The 19,246-nt window shown below is 46.5% G+C and carries 12 protein-coding genes; all 12 read right to left on the reverse strand.

The features are described 5' to 3' along the window. Positions 1 to 30 precede the first annotated feature (30 nt). The 12 genes from priA to T456_RS0115455 all read right to left on the reverse strand — a co-directional run bounded on the left by priA (position 31) and on the right by T456_RS0115455 (position 19,231). The gene (priA, locus tag T456_RS0115400) at positions 31 to 2,289 is read right to left on the reverse strand and encodes a replication restart helicase PriA (protein WP_242835993.1); all 2,259 of its coding nucleotides are present in this window, start codon (positions 2,287 to 2,289) and stop codon (positions 31 to 33) included. Positions 2,290 to 2,338: 49 nt separating this feature from the next. Continuing rightward, positions 2,339 to 3,829: a UDP-N-acetylmuramoyl-L-alanyl-D-glutamate--2,6-diaminopimelate ligase gene (locus T456_RS0115405; RefSeq protein ID WP_024866910.1), complete on the reverse strand. Its 1,491-nt coding sequence runs from the start codon at positions 3,827 to 3,829 to the stop codon at positions 2,339 to 2,341. Positions 3,830 to 4,047: 218 nt separating this feature from the next. Then, positions 4,048 to 5,835: a single-stranded-DNA-specific exonuclease RecJ gene (gene recJ, locus T456_RS0115410; protein WP_024866911.1), complete on the reverse strand. Its 1,788-nt coding sequence runs from the start codon at positions 5,833 to 5,835 to the stop codon at positions 4,048 to 4,050. Positions 5,836 to 5,924: 89 nt separating this feature from the next. Next, positions 5,925 to 8,237 (reverse strand): protein translocase subunit SecDF, encoded by a 2,313-nt coding sequence (locus T456_RS0115415; RefSeq protein WP_024866912.1) that lies wholly within the window; start codon positions 8,235 to 8,237, stop codon positions 5,925 to 5,927. Positions 8,238 to 8,254: 17 nt separating this feature from the next. Next, a complete protein-coding gene (gene scfB, locus T456_RS0115420; RefSeq protein WP_024866913.1) occupies positions 8,255 to 9,688 on the reverse strand; it encodes a thioether cross-link-forming SCIFF peptide maturase in 1,434 nt (477 codons plus the stop codon). Between the two features lie 108 nt (positions 9,689 to 9,796). Next, a complete protein-coding gene (scfA, locus tag T456_RS20435; protein ID WP_013281386.1) occupies positions 9,797 to 9,943 on the reverse strand; it encodes a six-cysteine ranthipeptide SCIFF in 147 nt (48 codons plus the stop codon). A gap of 96 nt (positions 9,944 to 10,039) precedes the next feature. Further along, positions 10,040 to 11,320, reverse strand: a complete 1,281-nt coding sequence (locus T456_RS0115430) for an HlyC/CorC family transporter (RefSeq protein WP_024866914.1) — start codon at positions 11,318 to 11,320, stop codon at positions 10,040 to 10,042. A gap of 51 nt (positions 11,321 to 11,371) precedes the next feature. After that, positions 11,372 to 12,637 (reverse strand): histidine--tRNA ligase, encoded by a 1,266-nt coding sequence (gene hisS / locus T456_RS0115435; RefSeq protein ID WP_024866915.1) that lies wholly within the window; start codon positions 12,635 to 12,637, stop codon positions 11,372 to 11,374. Between the two features lie 118 nt (positions 12,638 to 12,755). Then, positions 12,756 to 14,711 carry an EAL domain-containing protein gene (locus tag T456_RS0115440; RefSeq protein ID WP_024866916.1) on the reverse strand — a complete coding sequence of 652 codons (1,956 nt, stop codon included), beginning with the start codon at positions 14,709 to 14,711 and terminating at the stop codon, positions 12,756 to 12,758. 8 nt (positions 14,712 to 14,719) lie between these two features. Beyond that, entirely contained in the window at positions 14,720 to 16,666 is a 1,947-nt protein-coding gene (locus T456_RS0115445; RefSeq protein WP_024866917.1) for an EAL domain-containing protein, read from the reverse strand. A 31-nt stretch (positions 16,667 to 16,697) separates the two neighbouring features. After that, entirely contained in the window at positions 16,698 to 16,958 is a 261-nt protein-coding gene (locus tag T456_RS0115450; protein WP_024866918.1) for a hypothetical protein, read from the reverse strand. A gap of 62 nt (positions 16,959 to 17,020) precedes the next feature. After that, a complete protein-coding gene (locus tag T456_RS0115455) occupies positions 17,021 to 19,231 on the reverse strand; it encodes a beta-galactosidase (RefSeq protein WP_024866919.1) in 2,211 nt (736 codons plus the stop codon). Positions 19,232 to 19,246: the final 15 nt, after the last annotated feature.

The following is a 19,246-nucleotide window of genomic DNA, read 5'->3' on the forward strand; positions in this document are numbered from 1 at the left end:
AAGCAATATCATTAGACTCCTATAATAATATCATCCACCATTCATAGGGTCAAAGTCAAATTGAACGGTTACGTATCTAAGTTTTCCCATGTCCTCAAGCTGCCTTATGTAGCCTTCCAGAACATCCTTAAGCCGAACCAGTCCTTCATAGTCATCAAGCTTGGCAAACACGTTAAGCCTATAAACATCATTGATCCTGCTGATGGCAGAAAATGCCGGTCCTATGAATACAGCTCCTGAAGCCTTCTGCTGCTCCATGAGCGCACGAAGTCTTGTGGCCAGTTCCATTCCCTCCTTCTCATCACGACTCTGGATCTGAACCGACATCATATGCGAGACGGGCGGGTATCTCAAAAGATCCCTGTAGGCTATCTCCTCGTTGTAAAAAGAGCCGTAGTCCTGAGCTGAAGCTGCCACAATGCTGTAGTGATCGGGCTGATAGCTCTGGATCACCACGTTTCCTGCCTTGTCTCCTCTTCCCGCTCTTCCCGCAGCCTGGGTAAGCAACTGGAAGGTCCTCTCCGAAGCCCTGTAATCCGCGGCGTATAAAGACATATCCGCTGCCAGGATTCCAACCAGAGTCACATCCGGGAAATCATGTCCCTTTACGATCATCTGGGTTCCCACCAGCACATCCGCCTCCTTGTTGGCAAAGGCAGAAAGTATCTTCTCGTAGCTGCCCTTGGTCCTGGTGGTATCCGCATCCATCCTGAGGACCCTGGCCTTTGGCCAGAACTTCTTTACCTCATCCTCAATCTGCTGGGTTCCCGCCCTGAAGGAGGACACATATTTAGATCCGCACTTCGGGCATATCTTGGGCCTTATCTCCTCATGTCCGCAGTAGTGGCACACGAGCTTCCCGCCTCTGTGCTCGGATAAAGAAACATCGCAGTGAGGGCACTTGAACACATGGCCGCACCCTCTGCAGGATACAAACCCGGCAAGTCCTCTCCTGTTGATGAAAAGCATTGCCTGCTCTTCCTTCTGCAGCTTCTCATCCATAAGCTCCTGAAGCCTTAATGAGAAAATGGACCTGTTTCCCATTCTAAGCTCCTGCCTAAGGTCTGCCACTTCCACCGAAGGGAGCGTACCTCCCGTGAGGCGCTTGTTAAGTTCGAACAGCTTGTACTCCCCGGTAGTTGCCCTGTAGTAAGCTTCCAGGGACGGAGTTGCCGAGCCGAGAACCACACAGGCTCCGTCCGGCACCAGTTTTGCCAGCTCTATAGCTGTTTCCCTGGCATGATATTTAGGCATGTTCTCACTCTTATAAGTGGACTCATGCTCCTCGTCTATGATTATTATTCCCGTATTTGGAAAGGGGGTAAAAAGAGCCGATCTGGGGCCTATGATAATATCTATGTCCCCGGTCCTTGCTCTCTCCATCTGATCAAACTTCTCTCCCGGAGAAAGAGATGAGTTCATAACCGATACCCTGTCTCCGAAGTGGGTATAGAATCTCATCAGAGTCTGATAGGTCAGCGCTATCTCCGGTATAAGTACTATGGCCTGCTTGCCCCTCTTTAAAATATCGTCTATCAGGGCTATGTAAACTTCAGTCTTACCGCTTCCCGTTATACCATGGATAAGGTAGGTATCTCTTTTCCCAAGGTCATAGTCTTTCCTTACGGTATCAACAATGTGCTGCTGATCGGGGCTTAAGACCTTGTCGCTGTATCTGCCTGAAGCGCTAACCTTGGGATTTCTGAAATACTCTTCACTATCTATGCGGATTATTCCCTTTTCTTCAAGGCTCTTAAGGGTAGCTGCCGCTACATTAAGCTTGCCTGTAATAAACTCGTAGGGGATCCGCTCATCCGGGTTTCCAAGAAGCTCCTTAAGTATCCTCTCTCTGGCCTTTTGCTTTTTCCTGATACACTCGTTGTAAAGAGCCGTCGCATCCTCTGTGGATGCACAAAGAGAAACAAACTTCCTCACCTGCCTCTTCTGCTTCTTGGCGGAGGGAAGCACGGTCTTTAATGCCGCTATCATGGTAGAGCCATAGTGTCTTTTCATCCATGCCGCAAGCCGCAGGGAAATGTCCTCTGCAGATACGATGTCATCCTGGACCGATATGATCTCCTTGATCTTATCAACATCCCAGTTAGGCTCATCGGTAACCTCGATCACATACCCTTTTCTTGGTGTATTTCCTCTTCCAAAGGGAACCTGAACGCATACTCCTATATCGACTCTGTCTCTTAAGTGCTCAGGTATCCGGTACTGAAAGGGTCTGTCCACCTTCTCGTGGGATATATCTATTATTATGTTAGCAAAAATGTCTCCTGCCACTTACTCTCCTTGCAACCTTATGCCTTTTTGCCGGAAGATAGCCGGTCCGTTATCCTCTGCGCTCCTCAAGGATTTCCTTTATAAGATCCCTCTCATCCATGGGATACTTAACGCCCTTGATCTCCTGGTAGTCCTCATGCCCCTTGCCTGCAAGGACTATGATATCTCCCTGCTCAGCATTATCGATGGCGTAGGCAATGGCTTCCTTGCGGTCTGTGATCTTGATATACTTGCCGTCGGTTTTCTTCATGCCGGTCTCAATGTCGTTCATGATCTCTTCCGGCTCTTCAAATCTTGGGTTATCTGAAGTGATAATGGTAAAGTCGGCATATCTTCCACTGACTTCGCCCATCTCGAATCTGCGAAGCTTACTTCTGTTGCCGCCGCAGCCAAAGAGGCATACCAGCCTGTTGGGGCGATAGTCCCTTAAGGTTGAAAGAAGGCTCTTAAGGGCCATTGCGTTGTGGGCATAGTCGATCATGAGAGTAAACTCATCCGAAACCTTTACCATCTCAATTCTGCCTTTAACCTTGGCATTCTTGAGCGCGGGAGCTATCTCATCTGCAGTGCAGCCAAAGTGTCTTGCAACAGCTATTGCGCAAAGCGCATTATATACACTGAACTTACCGGGAGTACGGATCTCAGCGTGAACATTTATAAGTCCGTCTGTATCAAAGAACACTCCCAGTTCTCCGGGCTTTCTGATATATGCAAGATTGATGGCTCTAAGGTCAACGCCCTCGCCAAAGCCGTAGGTCTCTACTTCACAGGTATGGCCTTCAAGAATGTCATCGGTATGGATATCGTCGCCGTTGCAAATGCCTACTTTGCACTGTTTGAACAGAAGTCCCTTGCAGTGCATGTAGTCATCAAAATCCTTGTGCTCATTGGGTCCGATATGGTCTGCCTCGATATTGGTAAAGATACCTATATCAAAGATAAAGCCCTGGCTTCTGTGGAGCATAAGTCCCTGAGAGGAAACCTCCATAACAACCGCATCGCATCCGGCCTCTACCATTCTGGCCATATACTCCTGAAGTGTATAGGACTCGGGAGTTGTGTTTTCGGAATGGATATGCTCATCCCCGATGATAACCTCAATTGTTCCTATAAGGCCTACCTTATGACCGGCATTCTCCAGCATGCTGCGGATAAGATAGGTAGTGGTGGTCTTGCCTTTGGTTCCTGTTATTCCGATGGTCTTAAGCTTTCTTGCCGGATGGTCAAAATATGCTGCCGATATGAAAGCCATGGCATATCTGGTGCTCTCAACTCTGATAACAGGCATTTTGCAGTCTTCCGGAAGATCCACCTCGTGCTCGACCACAACAGCGGCGGCTCCGGCCTCGGCAGCCTGTGAAGCGCAGCTATGTCCGTCAAAATTAGCTCCCTTGATGCAGATGAAAAGAGATCCCTCTTCAATCTTCCTGTTATCGTTAACCACATTTTTGATCTCAATGTCTGCGGCGTTTAAGATCTCCTTGCTGTTTCCTGCAGTGATATCATACTTAAGTTCTTCCAACAGTTTTTCAAGTTTCATAGTTTCCTCCATTAATTTAATTCATAATCAAATTAAATCATCTACTAATATTATCTATATTTAGCTAAAATATTTTTAATTATTTACACACAAATGCGTCACATTTATAATGTATATTATTAAGAAAGATATGAGTTATGTACTAACTCATCATCTCCCCCTCATAAGAAACCGCAGACACACGCCTTCGCGTGTGTTTTTGTGGTTTTAGGGGTTTTTTATGTGAAATCGCTCATTATGATCTGCATGCTCCCGTTGTAATCATTGATACCGGGATAGAAGGCTACGCACACACTCATGGGATCATCTGTCCTAATACCATTATACAGAGCATCCACCTTATCCTGTCCATATCTTTCCCTTAGGAAATCGTGCCATTTTTCAAGATCGCCGAAATACATCATATCCATTTCGAGATCACCGTCAGCAACCCTATACTTGCCAAAATTTTTATTCTTGCCTATAAGGCTTCCCCTTAGCAGTTTCACATTCTTTCTGGCAAACACAGGCTTGGGATTGCCGTTTCCGAAGGGTTCAAGCTTCTCCATGTCCTTAACAAGCTCTTTATCCGCATAGGCAAAAGGCAGCTCCATATCTATATGCAGCACGGGAACAAAGTCCTCTTCTGAAAGACCACAGTTTTCGCAGAGTCTTTCCCTGAGCACCTCTATGTTCTCCTTGGGCAGGGATAGTCCTGCCGCCATTTTGTGTCCGCCGAATTTGGTAAACAGCTCTTTTACCTCGGAAAGACGCTCGAACATGTCATATTTCTCAATGGATCTTCCGGAGCCCTTGGCTCCGCCGCCCTCGGCATTGGTGATAACGATAGTGGGCCTGTAATACTTCTCCTTGATCCTGCCGGCAATAATACCTGCAATGGACTCCTCCGTATTCTCCAGATACAAAACCAGAACCTTGGGAAGATCTCCGCCGGCGCTAAGCTCCTCAACCTGCTTAACAGCCTCTTTAACCCCGTCCTGGGTCATCTGCTTGCGGCTGTCGTTGAGAGCCTTAAGGTCTCCCGCTGCCTTCACCGCCTTACCGTAGTCCTCCTCCATAAAAAGATCAAGAGCCATGGTAGCCTGCTCAAGCCTTCCTGTGGCATTAAGGCATGGCCCTATCACAAACCCGTAGTGATATGCGGACATATGGGAAGCATCCAGACTGTTGACGTTTATAAGCGCTTTAAGGCCATTATTGGACGTGTTTGCGATCTTCCTTAAGGATTCCTTCACGATTATCCTGTTCTCGTCCCTAAGCTCCATAACATCGCATACGGTTGCTATACCGGCAAATACAAGCATCTGGGAAAAGAACTCTCTAAACTCCTCTTCCTCTTCTCTTCCGGAGATCTTCGCCATCACCTGAAGGAATTTATAGGCAACCACCGCTCCGCAGATCTCCCTGAAGGAGCAGCTGCCCCCGGCGCGCTTTGGATCTATCACGGCATCCGCAGGGGGAAGCAGCTCTTTTCTGGCCAAGCCTTCCTCTCCCTCCTCAAAAGGCACCTCGTGATGATCCGTAACCACAACAGTCATACCCTTCTCTTTGGCATGGGCAATCTGCTCCGATGCGGCAATTCCGTTATCACAGGTTATTATGGTATCTATTCCATCTGATATTGCATTATCCACCAGCTTGATGCTAAGTCCATACCCGTCCTTGACCCTGTCGGGAAGAACGCAGTCTACGTCTGCCCCAAAGAGTTTAAGTCCCTTAACAAGAATAAAGGAGGAGCAGATTCCGTCTACGTCGTAGTCTCCGATAACTCTGATGCGGGCACCTGCCTTGATCCTGTCCGACATAATACCGGCGCCCCTTTCAATGTCCTCAAGCTCCATGGGATCATGCAGCATGGAGGCATCTCCTGTAAGGTAACTCTCTATCTGTTCGTCACTTATAAGGTCTCTGTTTCGAAGGAGCCTTGCGGTAATATTCTTAATGCCGAATTTCTTCGCTGTCGCGTCAAAATCCGCTTTTTTCATTGAAACCATCCATTTAGTCATACTCTTGTTTCACTCTCCCAACATAAAATAAAAAAGCCGTTCAGGCATATATTATTATACCTGAACGGCGTCCTATAAAAAGGTCTCAATTAAACATTTTCAGCTTTTTCAGCCTTCTTGGAAATGAAGTTCTTAAAGCTTGTCTTAAAGTCATACCAGATAGGTGATGCGATGCAGATAGATGAATATGTACCGCAGATAACACCAACCATAAGAGGAAGCGCAAATGCCTTGATATCAGCTACACCGAAGATGTAAAGAGCAAGTACTGTGAAGAAGGTGGTCGCTGATGTGAAAAGGCTTCGTGTGATGGTCTGTGTAACAGAACCGTTAACCAGATCCTCAAGCTCTTTTCTTCCTGTTGCAAGGTGCTGGTTCTCACGGATACGGTCAAAGGTAACAATCGTATCGTTGATTGAGTAACCGATGATGGTAAGAACAACAGCGATGAATGTGCTTCCTACTGCAAGTCTTGTGAATGCATAGGATACGATGACCATAAGTGCATCGTGTGCAAGGGCTACGATAGCAGCTGCACCGAACTTGATATCCTTGAATCTGATCCAGATGTATATAAGCATAAGGATAAGTGCGATAACAAGTGCCTCGATAGCGCTGGCTCTCATCTCTGAGCTGATAACACCGCTGATGGTCTCAGCTGCGATATTGTCTGCTGTTACATTGTATTTGCTCTCGAGAACGTTCTCAACTGCCTCTCTCTGAGCAACATCAAGTGTTGTTGACTTGAAGATAACCTGATTTGTTCCTGTTACTGTCTGGATCTGGAGCTCGTTGATGCCTGCTGCTGCCTTGATGTCTGCAGCTGCACCTGACTCAAGCTCTGCAAGCTCATAAGCCTTGTCGAAGGTAACTGTTGTTGAAGTTCCTCCAACGAAGTCAAGGCTGTAATTGAAAGCTCCCTTGCCTGCGCCTGCGTTGATGCTCATTGCGATCACGCCTGCAACAAGGATCGCACAGGAGATTCCGTAGAAGATCTTTCTCTTGCCAACGAAATCGATCTTGTTAAGCTTCTTAGCCTTGCCGTAAAGCACAGGGTTCTGAAGTCCGATGCCGTAAAGTACTGAAGTGATGAATCTTGTTACAACAAGTGCTGTAAACATTGAAAGGATGATACCAAGGATAAGAGTCTCGGCAAATCCCTTGATGCTTCCTGTTCCAAGGAACCACAGAACTGCTGCTACAATAAGGGTTGTGATGTTACCGTCAAGGATTGATGAAAGAGCCTTGTTATATCCGTTCTTTCTGGCAGCATCCACATCCTTGCCTGCTGTGATCTCCTCTCTGATTCTTGAGAATACAAGCACGTTGGCATCAACCGCCATACCGATTGAAAGTATGATACCTGCAATACCGGGAAGAGTAAGTGTCATCTCAAAGGCTGAGAGAAGGAATACCATAAATCCGGTATAGAATGCAAGAGCAAGTGTTGCTGAAAAACCAAGGAGTCTGAACATAACGATCATGAAGATCGCAATAAGTGCAAATCCAACTGCTGCAGCGTAAAGGCTGGTTCTGATGGCGTCTGAACCGAGCTGAGCACCTACAACGTTTGAACGCAGCTCGTTAAGCTGAAGCTTAAGTCCACCGATACGGATCATGGATGCAAGATTATCAGCTGCCTCGTATGAAGACATTCCTGTGATAACAGCCTTGCCGTCTGTGATGGCTGCCTGAACATTGGGAACGCTGATGAACTCGCCGTCATAATAGATACCGATGCTCTCGCCGTTTGCAAAAGCCTTTGTTGTGGCATCAGCAAATGCCTTGGCACCGTTATCGGTAAATTCAAGGGAAACCACAGGCTCCTGAGCGCCATATGAATCCTGCTGATATACAGCCTGTGAAGCTGCAACATCTTCACCTGAAAGTACGATGGATCCCTCAGCCTGAAGCTCTTCAAGGGTCTTGTCAAGGATGTATCCAAACTGGGGATTCTCATCCATAACAATGTTTCCATCTGCATCTACTGAATAACCTGAGCTGTAGTGGTAGTTCTCATTGCCGTTTGCGTCGGTCTGTGCAATGAAATACAGGTTACCGGGCTGTCCCAGCTCCTCAAGGATGGTATTGGCATCACTTACGCCGGGGATCTCGATATTGATCCTGTTTGAACCCTCCTGGTAAACCTGTGACTCTGTGCTGTACTGATCTACACGCTGCTGGAGCTTGTAGATTGTATCTGACATGTCCTCTTTGCTGGGGGTCTCATCACCTACTACCTCATAAGTGATGCTGACACCGCCTGCCAGGTCAAGGCCAAGGTCGATGCTTGACAGTGAACCGGACTTGTCTTCACCCAGTCCGTAGATCACTGAGTATCCCAATCCTCCCAAAAGCGCGAGGGTGAGGATCAGCGCAACAACATACTTTATACGTTTCATAACTTAGATTCCTCCGTTTAACCTTCTTCGGCTAAAGCCGCTTTTATCATAATCGCACATTCGATGCGCTTCCTCTGAAGCTCACATCCGTGCTTATATGTCGTATTGATGTCTCCGTTAAAGTTGTATGCATTGGCAGCACATCCGCCGCTGCAGTAATATCTGGCAAAACACTTCTCGCACTCAGGTCTTGAATAGACATTGCTCTTCTTGAACATGTCTCTTATATCGTCCCTGGTGATTCCGTCGTAGACATTACCCATGATGAAATCTTCATTGCCTACAAACTGATGGCAGGGATACAGATCTCCCCAGGGAGTAACTCCCAGATACTCACATCCCGAGCCACAGCCCGATAATCTCTTGGCAACGCAGGGTCCGCCCTCAAGATCTATATTGAAGTGGAAGAAATTAAAGCCCTTTCCTTCCTTGTGCTTCTCTATATAATATTTAGCCAGCTTGTCATACTCCTCACAGAGTTTGGGAATATCCTCATCCTTAAGAGCATACCAGTCTTCCGGCTTGGCAACAACGGGTTCAACGGAAATCTGTTTGAATCCAAGTTCAGCCAGGTGCTTCACATCCTCTGAGAAATCAAGATTGTTGTGGGTAAAGGTACCTCTTACGAAATAACGCAGCTGATGTCTTGACTCAGCCACCTTCTGGAACTTAGGAACTATCTCATCATAACAGCCCTGTCCGCCCTTCCTTGGACGCATCGCATCATTGATTTCCTTACGTCCGTCGATGGAAAGGACAATGTTGCCCATCTCTTTATTTACATATTCAAGGATCTCATCATTAAGAAGAGTTCCGTTGGTTGTAATGGTAAAGCGGAAGTTCTTGTCGTACTGCTTCTCGATGCTCCTGCCGTACTCGACTATCTTCTTGACTACCTCCCAGTTCATAAGGGGTTCGCCGCCGAAGAAATCAACCTCAAGGTTCCTGCGGCTGCCTGAATTCTTAACAAGGAAATCCAGTGCTGCCTTTCCCACTTCCTCGCTCATGAGAGCACGTCTTCCGTGGTACTCACCTTCATCCGCAAAGCAGTACTTGCATCTTAAATTACAGTCGTGTGCGATATTCAGACAAAGAGCCTTGACTACGGTCTCCCTGTTCTGGAAATCCTCCACATAGTTCTCATATACATCATCCGTATAAAGAACTTCCGATGCCCGAAGCTCCAAAAGCTCCGAGATCGCCTCGCCGATATCCTCGGCGGAATACTTGCCTGAGATTTCAGGAACTGTCATAAGCTCGTTAAACAGCTTCTGAAAATCCTCATCGCCTTCCCTGTCTTCCTCCCTTGCAGCAGCTGTGCCATACCATTCGGTCAGCTTCTGCTCTACAACGGGAACCAGGTCGAAAACAACGTCATCCACCACATGTACGGAGCCGGAATTGACATCCAGTACAATGTTGTAGCCGTTGTTCTTATATGCGTGAATCATAAAAAACAAAACTCCTAACTAATACAAAATTACGATACAGACCTACGCAATAAATGGGCAGCGACATAGCCGCTGCCCGACATGATTACATCAACTTATCGGTATGGATTACTTGCTAAGCTGCTCACAGCTCTGATTTCCTACTGTGCAGGAAGTCTTGCAAGCTGACTGGCATGATGTCTGGCACTCGCCGCATCCGCCTTTCTTCATGGATTCCTTAAGGTTTCTTGTTACTAATGACTTTACATGCTTCATAATCTAGCCTCCTACTTGAAAATGTGGAAAGTGCCACCTTTCGAGTTTTTTACATCGGTTAAGTATACCATATATTTTCAAATTATTAAAGTATTTTTATTCAGTATCTTCTTTTTCATCACCTGAAGGTGTATTGACGGTTATAAGTACCTTGGTTATGCGGTTTCCCTTGATCCCGCGTGCGGTAAGGGTGATGCCGTTATCCAGAGTCACCGTCTCGCCGTAGCCCGGCAGTCTGTCCAGAGCCTCTATCATAAGTCCGCCGATGGAATCGTAGTCCTCGGAATCAAGCTCAGTCCCCAGCTCATCGTTGATATCATCAAGCTTCATATTGCCCTCGACAAGATATCTTCTTCCGCCAACGTTCTTAATAAGATTGATCTCGTCTGAGTCATACTCATCCCTGATCTCACCTACGATTTCCTCAAGAAGATCCTCTAGAGTGATCATTCCCACTGTAGCTCCGTACTCGGAAAGTACAAAGGCCACATTCTGGGATTTCTCCCTCATCTCCACAAGAAGATCCGCAGTCTTTTTAAACTCATATGTATAATAGGCCTTCCTCAGGTGATCCCTTATCTTGAAGTTCTCCCTGTCCTGCAGAAGGATCAGGTCCTTCATATTTATAAGGCCTATGATGTTGTCCTGCTCATTGCCCTCATAGACGGGGATTCTGGTGTACATGTCCTCCTTGAAGACCCTCATGACCTCGCTGTAGTCGGACTCGGTGCTGACACAGGACATATCGATCCTGGGGATCATGATATCCTTGGCCACCGCATCACTGAAATCAAATACGTTGTAGATGATCTCCTTCTCGCCGCTCTCAATGACTCCGTCCTCATGGCTTACATCCACGTAGGTCTTCAGTTCATTCTCGGTCATGGCCTGTCTCTTGCTGGTATCGATCCTGAAAAGCTTCATAATACCGGTGGCTATTCCGTTGATAATAAAGCTGAAGGGTGTCATGATCGCCATGACAAAGAGGATAACTGGAGCATAGACCAGCGACATACCCTCGGCATAGGCAGTTGCCACTGTCTTGGGAATTATCTCTCCGAATATCAGGACCACCAAAGTCAATATTCCCGTTCCAAGACCTATGGCAAAACTTCCGAACACATCCGTAACAAATACAGTCATCAGGGCGGATGCACTTAAGTTTACTATATTGTTGCCGATCAGTATCGCAGAGAGCATTTTCTGAGTGTCATCGCAGATCTTTAAAACCCGCTCTGCCCCCTTATTTCCTTCATCTGCCAGGGCTTTCATCCTGACCTTGTTGACGGTCATAAGTGCTGTTTCCGCCGATGAGAAAAAGGCGGACAAAAGAACCAGAAATATAAGCACTATGATCCTTATCACATTCGTGTCCAAAACATTCTCCTTATAAAACCGCTGTCACATAAAGCGTCTCATCCGGCTCTGTCAGCCAATGGGATTTACATAGAACTCGCGGAAATCTTCGTATCCCTGCTCAAGAAGCTGCTGCTTCTGGAATTTCTTGTTCTTGTTCATACGAACAACAAGAACCTGCTTGCCGTCTGCTCTTTCCTTCTGGGATTCTGAAATGATCTGCGCAAGGCGCTCTCCTCTTATTCCCTTTTCTATAAGGAATGCAACCCTTCCCTTTTCATCAGGGATCTTAAAGCCTTCGTCCATCATGATCATAATGATACGCTCAAATCCGATGGAGAATCCGCAGGCAGGTGTATCCTGTCCAAGGAACTTCCCTACCATCTTGTCGTATCTTCCGCCGCCTCCGCAGCTTCCGCCGTACTGAGGCATTGCCACTTCAAAGATGGTTCCTGTGTAATAGCTCATTCCGCGAACCAGAGTGGGATCGAATACCATCTCAAACTTCGCTGTCTTGGTGCTGTCAACGGAAGAAATGATCTCATCGAGGTTGTTTCTTACTTCCTCTTCAAGAGCATCACCAAGCATATCGGCTATCACCTTAAGTCCGTCAAGGCCGCTCTTTCCTTCTGCAGCACGGAAAAGATCCAGATACTTCTCAATTGACTCTGTGGCAAAGCCGCTCTTTGAGAGTTCCTCGGCAACGCCGTCAATTCCTATCTTGTCCATCTTGTCCAGGGTAATGAATACATTATCGTACTCTTCCTCGGGGAATCCGCTGTAGGCAGCCATTGCCTTAAGAAGTCTTCTGTCGTTGATCCTGATCTTGAAATCAGCAAATCCAAGTCTTCCAAGTGTTGTTGTGGTAGCCAGGATAAGCTCTATCTCGGCAAGATTGGAAGCCTCTCCGAGGATATCTATATCGCACTGCATGAACTGCCTGTATCTGCCCTTCTGAGGTCTGTCAGCTCTCCATACATTTCCCATCTGCAGAGCCTTGAAAGGTGCGGGAAGTTCACCGGTATGGTTGGCATAGAAACGAACAAGAGGAACCGTCAGATCATATCTAAGTCCTGAATCCGTAAGATCGTTCTCCTCTTTTGCAGTCTCAAGGTTGAGCTTCTCGCCTCTTTTCATTACCTTGAAGATAAGCTTCTCGTTCTCTCCGCCCTGCTTGCTGTTAAGATTCGCCAAAGACTCAACACAGGGAGTCTCAATTGAAGTAAAACCGAACTCGGCATAGGTCTTCTTGATGATCCCTATGCAGTAGTCCCTGAGTTTCATCTCCGCAGGGAGAATATCCTTCATTCCGGTTACGGGTTTTTTGATAAGTGCCATATCATACCATCCTTACTGTAAACTAATTCTCATAAACTAAATCCAGTGTGCCCTCGCGTTATACAAGGCGCACACTGAATGATTTTACTATATACAACCTTACTATTGCAACATTTCCTTACTTATTGTGCTCCTTTAAGAATTCTATGAATGCAGCCTTTGGCAGCGGCCTTGAATAATAGAATCCCTGAATGTGATCGCATCCAAGACGGATTATCTGTTCCGCCTGCTCGGCGGTCTCAACGCCTTCCGCTACAATCTCTTTTTTCAGGCCCTTTATGATCTTCACCAGATTCAGCATCACCATGTAGTTCGTACCGTCCTCAAAAGCCGATTGAACGATGCTCTTGTCAAGCTTGAACATGTCCACGGGAAGTGAGGAAATCCTGGCAAGGTTTGAATAGCCGGTTCCGAAGTCATCCATGGAAAAAGAGGTACCGTACTCCGTAAGTTTCCTGATATTTTCATCCATCACCGAAGTAATACCCTGTTCAAAAGTCTCGGTGATCTCAAAATTCAGCTGATCCGGTGATACTCCGTATTTCTCCATGGTCCTGATGGCATTGTCCGCCAGATTAGTCTGGATGATATCCACCACCGACAGATTGACTTCCGTATATTTAAGCCCGTACTTAACCGCGTCGGAGTTTGCCATCATGTCACACACAGAGGACAGCACAAAATTGTCTATGGCTATAACGGTTCCGTTCTGTTCAGCCACCGGCATAAACACCGCAGGTGAAATAAATCCAAGCTGAGGATCCTTAAGCCTGAGAAGTGCCTCGCAGGTTGTAAATCTCTTTTCCGCAGGACTGTAGATCGGCTGGTAATAAACCTCCAAAAGTCCGTCATCCAGGGCGTGCTTTACAATATTGTCTATCTTCTTGTCATGCTCAACGTGCTTTAAGTTAAGGTCGGAAACCCGAAGCACATCCCTGTTGTGTCTTGCAAGAGCTTTTTTGATAACATCTCTGACTTCGTTGTATTTCTCGACGTTGTCAATCTCATCCGGGAATCCGATGGCATAAGGGCTCTCAAAAAGCTTAATGTCCTCGTTTCCAATAGTCCAGGTATCCTTGAAGCGTTTTTTGATCTGATCTGAGACCTTCTCGATAACAGGATCGTCCGGTTCAGCCTCAGGATATATCATAAGGAAGTTTCCGTCATCGTCATAAAAAACATTTCCATCGGGGCACAGCTGTCTAAGATAAGCGGTTATCTGACCGAGCAGCTCTCCCGCTCTCTCCACGGGCTCGCCTCCGACCAGAACCCCCAGTCTTTCAATATTGATGCCGAAAACCGTGAACACCTTTTTCTGAAGAAGATTGGTGGAAATAGCAAATTCCAGAGCATTTCTGGTGCCCGCACCGGAGAGAGAATCCGTAAACTCGCCGGGATTCTGGAAAGTGTAAACGCACATCAAAAGCGCGATGGATACGCTGAACTCAAAGATGGAGCTGGACTTTGTAAGGATCCTTATGGGGATTCCCGCCATCATCACAACATAGTAAAGGATAAGCGAGAGGAATTTCTCTGTGGTAAGGGATTTTCCGAATTTGAAATACAGAAATGCCGCGTAGCCGAAGTATATAAAAAGACAGATATTTACACTTGCGCCCTGCGGATATCGATATGCCACCTCTCCAATTTCATCAAAGGAAAAGAATAAGTCCGTTACAAGCCCGCTGAAAAATACCAGCACCGAATATGCCACCGGAATCATAATAAGTATCTTCTTTAAGACAGTCTCCGCATTCGCTCTGAAAATAGACATTACGTAGATCATGGAATAATAGGACAGCAAATACGAACATACCTTTTCCACAAGAACGAAGTTGGTGTTCATATCATACGGCACAACTGCTCTGAAGGGTTCGCTGAAAACCCAGAGGCTGTGCAGAAGTCCGAAAATATTCAAAACCAGGGCATCAATAATAAGGGCACCGAAAATCTGCTTTTGCCTGCTGTAATGCGACTCCTCCGATACATGTATCGTAAGAGTGACAAGAATAAGCAAAAGAGATGCCACCGAAAATACTACATTATAAGTTTCAGGACTGATAATAACTCCCATACTGTCCCCTATTCGAAGTATTCATCTATAAATTTCACAAAGGAGCTGTCTTTCATCGGCCTTCCGAGATAATCACCTATAAGGAAATCGCATCCCAGTTCCTCTGCCATAAGCTTTTCTTCTTCGGAGCTGATGTTGCTGGCCCCCACAAAGATACTGATATCATGGAACAGGTTTACTATACCCTGAGTAACCATCTTCATCTGTTCGGATAACATGGACTGTGCGATAATGTCGCGGTCAATGTTCACCTGTGTTACGGGAAGTGTGAGGATCTTCTGCAGATCTCCGTATCCGTTTCCGAAATTATCGATTATGATGGAGCAGTTGATATCCTTAAGAAGCTTAAGGTTCCTCTCCGCCGTGGCATTAATGGTGGAGACATTGGTCTCCGAAAGCTTAAAGGTTATCCAGGAAATCTCTGCTCTCTCCTCCCTGGCTATCTTCTTTATTCTTCTGATGAAGTCATTTCTTGATATCTCGCCCTGGGAAACCTGCACTATTGCTCTGTATTTGCCGTTCTTATCACCGCCGTTCCAAAACGCCAGCGCTCTGCAGGCTCTTCTTATTACGAACTCATCCGTATCAAGAAGTGCCTGGGTTACCTTTATATCAGGGACCTTTCCCCTCATATCGATCTCATTGCCCTCTTCGTCGATGAGGAAGCAGAGCACATCCGCACTGTAGTTGATCTTGTAGATCTTGGAAAGCATGGGCTGGAACTTTATCACAGCCATTCTCGTATCCAGATTATTTCTGGCCATGACATCGTAATCCATGCTCTTTTTCCTGTCATAGAAATCAATATCATCAGCATTTACAATGGTTTCCGGATTATTGCCGATATCCTCAATGATCATCTCCAGTTTTGACATAAGATCCGGCACGCTCTCATAGTGTCTTGGGTAATTCATGATAAAACAATGTGCCTCGACTCTGATTGCCATGTTGGAAAAAGTCCAGGGTTTCTTGAGTCTGTCAGCGACAATCTTCAAAAGAGCCTCGACTCTTTTGGCATCATCCGTATGAACCGTTATGGCAAACACGTTCTCGGAATATCTGTAGGCGAAGGTCTGCACCTGAAGTTCCCTTTTTCCTGCCCGCTTGAGATATTTGGCAATCTTTTTAAGAACGCTCTGAGCCTGCATATAACCGATCTCATCGCTGAGAGCTCCGATATTGTCCACGCTCACAAAGATCGTATAATTGGAGGACTTTCTTCCGGTCTTAAGCTCAAGGCCCTCGAGAAATGCCCTTCTGTTCAATATATTAAGAGCCTCATCCACCATCTCACTGGGGTTCTGCAAAGTAATGTAAACCAGAGTAATGCTTATGGTAGTGAGGAAATTTTCGATCAGGATAGTGGGATAAAAATACTGAATAAGTATTCCCGATGCCACGAAAAAGATATAGGAATAAACCACAGCCTTTGTGCGAAGCCTCATGAGATTCCTGTTTTTTACCATCATGCCAAATCCAAAGATCAGATAGTAAGTTGCAAGAATATAATAAACGGCAATGTAAGCGCCTCTGTGGTAAAGGCCGTTTTCATCATAATAGAACAGAATGGGGGTGAAAATATTGACGATCACAAGGACTATTCCTATAAGATAGCCAAGATAGAACAGCACAAAATCTTTTAAAGACCGAAAATCAAGGAATATATCAAGAACCGCATAGATGTACAAAAGATAGAAAAATCCGGAGCCCAGGTGAGCCACAAAATACAAGGATCCGGTGGCCATCTCGGCAACATGATACCAGGGTGCCTTCACGGGAAACATCTGCAGATAAGTCTCTATCCGCTCTCCGATAGTAGCCGCAAGAACAGCGCAAAAAAGCATAGCATATGCTCTCTGCTTGTAAGCCGGTACCCACCTTCTCGACAGAGAAACAATTGCTATGGTAGCAAGTATGCAAATAGCGCAGATGTCAAAGTAATAGTTATAATGCATGCGCAGCCTCCGGTTGCCCCGCGACTTTACTTCATAACCACTTTAGCGGATTGCTGATGGCCTTGGCCCTCTCCATGATGTCATCAGCATTATCTCTAAGATACTCCTCCAGCCACTTGGCTTCTTCGTTGCTGTAACCGTTTTGGCGTACAATAACACAATCCGGCAGTACTCCTTCTGCGAGCTCCTTACCGGATTCTCCAGGTCTCTCAAACTGAACTCTTACAACCTTATTTCCATCCTTATCGCGCAGTATTGCGGAATAGGTCATAGTGATATCACTATTAATCATATATTCCCCATAAAAAAAGTGTTACCGAAGCAAATGCTCCGATAACACTATTATACGTCAATTTATGATATTTTGATACGATATTGTGCAATTAAATGGATATTATTTACGACGCAGGCTTCTCCATCCGTCATTTTCGGCCATTCCTGAAGATATATCGCCGCATTTTCGTGGAGAGGCTCCAGTTTACAGTTAAGGTCAAAAGAGCCTTCACTTTCACCGAACCTGTCATAGTAGCGCTTTAATCCTATCTCCCACTCCTGCCCGGTGTAGAAGCTGTCTGTAAGGACTTCCTCGCCCTTATACATTTTAGCCGCCTCTGCCTCGTAATCAACCGTAAGGAACAGCTCGTCCGCCCCCTTAAGTGACCCCGGTACCGTGATCCTGTACTCCTCTTTGGAAATCTTCGATAATCCGCTTTCGTAATCGCAGCTTATCGCCTCCTCTTTCTCATACAGTGCAAATATATCTCCCGTGGAAAAAGAATCAGCCGCCTTTCCCTCACTCTTTGCGGTAAATCCTTCCGGCGCCTTTGAAAGAGCAGGGAAACATCTGAAGGAAGGTACTGCCGATCTCTCAGTGTCAGATACCATCGCATAGAGATATGTCGCCCCGTTTCTGTCTGTAACCGCATCTGCCTCAGAGATGATAAGGCGTTCTTTTCCGCTGATTGTGGTCTTTACGGAATGGACTGCTTCGTTTCTTGTCAGGGTAACGATCACATTCCCCGAAAGATCTCCTTTAACATCCGCGCTGATCTCTCTGTCCGTATCGGTATAGAACACATAGGCATTGTGACCCAGACCGTCAAAATCATGCAGGATGCAGAAAGGAGTTGCATCCACGGTCAAAAGAGCTCCGTCTCCCACTTCCATGTTGAAGGGGTAGAAGAAATAGTCGCCATCTGCGATGTCTCTTTTGGCAAAAGAAGCAAGAACCTCGCTTCCGGCCTCGTCGAAGACTTTAAGCTCTGTGTCTTTGTGAAGAGCCATCTCGTATCTTCTCTGATAGTTGTTAACAAAAAGATAGCCTCTGGTATACTGCGAGCCGTCTTTTCCCAAAGCCTTCTTATATCTTGCCGAAGTCCTCAGGGACGTAAGATCGTCGGGCTTTAAGGGATTGCCGGGCTGAGGAACGTAAGGCATATCCGTAATGTCATCGCCGAAATCCCTGACAAAGGAAGCAAGAAGCCTTACCTCCCTGTAGGTATCTTCCATCTGTCCGAACTCCCTAAGCGGTGCGTTGAAATCGTAGGAATACTCCGGAAGGTCGTTGGGATAGCCCGTCTCTTTTGTCTCCTGAAGAGTTGTAAGCTTGCCCTTGGGATTGGTACCGCCGTGATACATGTAGTATCCAAGAAGGTTAGCACCGCTTCCAAGCTTTGTCATGGACATTGCGCCTGTATCAGAGGCAGTTGCGATGGGCCTTCTGTGTCTTGTCACCTGAAGTCCGCCGCCAAGTTCCGCCGTAAGATAAGGGAATTTGTCCATATCAAAGGTAATGCCGGCTCCAAGCCCATGGTCGGAACCGATATTGTGGTCGTTTCTTTCCCTGGTGAAAATATAGTTGCCGCTGGGCTCAATTTCAGTAGTTCTCTGATCCCAGGGGGCCTCACAGTAGCCGCCCATAACCGGGATCATGCCGCCTGTGACAGCGCCACCCCAGCCGGTAGCAGTGTAGATGGGAGTAACAAAGCCTATCTCCTTTGCCATGGCAAGCAGGGTCCTCATATGCTGCTCACCCTCTTCACCGTTTTTGCCGCCGCAGTGGCCATACTCATTTTCGATCTGGATTCCGATGACAGGTCCGCCGTCCTTTAAGAAAAAGCCTTGAACCTGTTCATAGGTCTTTTCGTAAAATCTTCTTACATGCTCAAGGTAGGCGGGTGCATCGGTCCTTGTCTCATAGCCTTTGCTCTTTGCATCCTCCAAAAGCCAGTCGGGAAAGCCGCCGTTTCTTGCCTCGCCGTGGGCCCAGGGACCTATTCTGAGCACGCAGTAGAGGCCGCTTCTTTTTACCGCTTCCATGAACTGTCTAAGGTTCCTGTCTCCGGTAAAATCAAATTCACCCCGTATCTCTTCATGATGGATCCAGATCACATACAGAGATACAATGTCAATTCCGCCGGCCTTCATCTTGGCAAGCTCTTCATCCCAGTACTTGTGGGGATATCTGCTGAAATGCATTTCTCCCATCATAGGAAACCAGCGCTTGTTGTCCACGATGATGCTAACGGGATCAAAGGTGATCTGTGAATCCTTGTTTATTTTCATAAAAACTCCTCTTTA

The organism is Butyrivibrio sp. FCS014, from assembly GCF_000526935.1.
Lineage (GTDB): Bacteria > Bacillota > Clostridia > Lachnospirales > Lachnospiraceae > Butyrivibrio.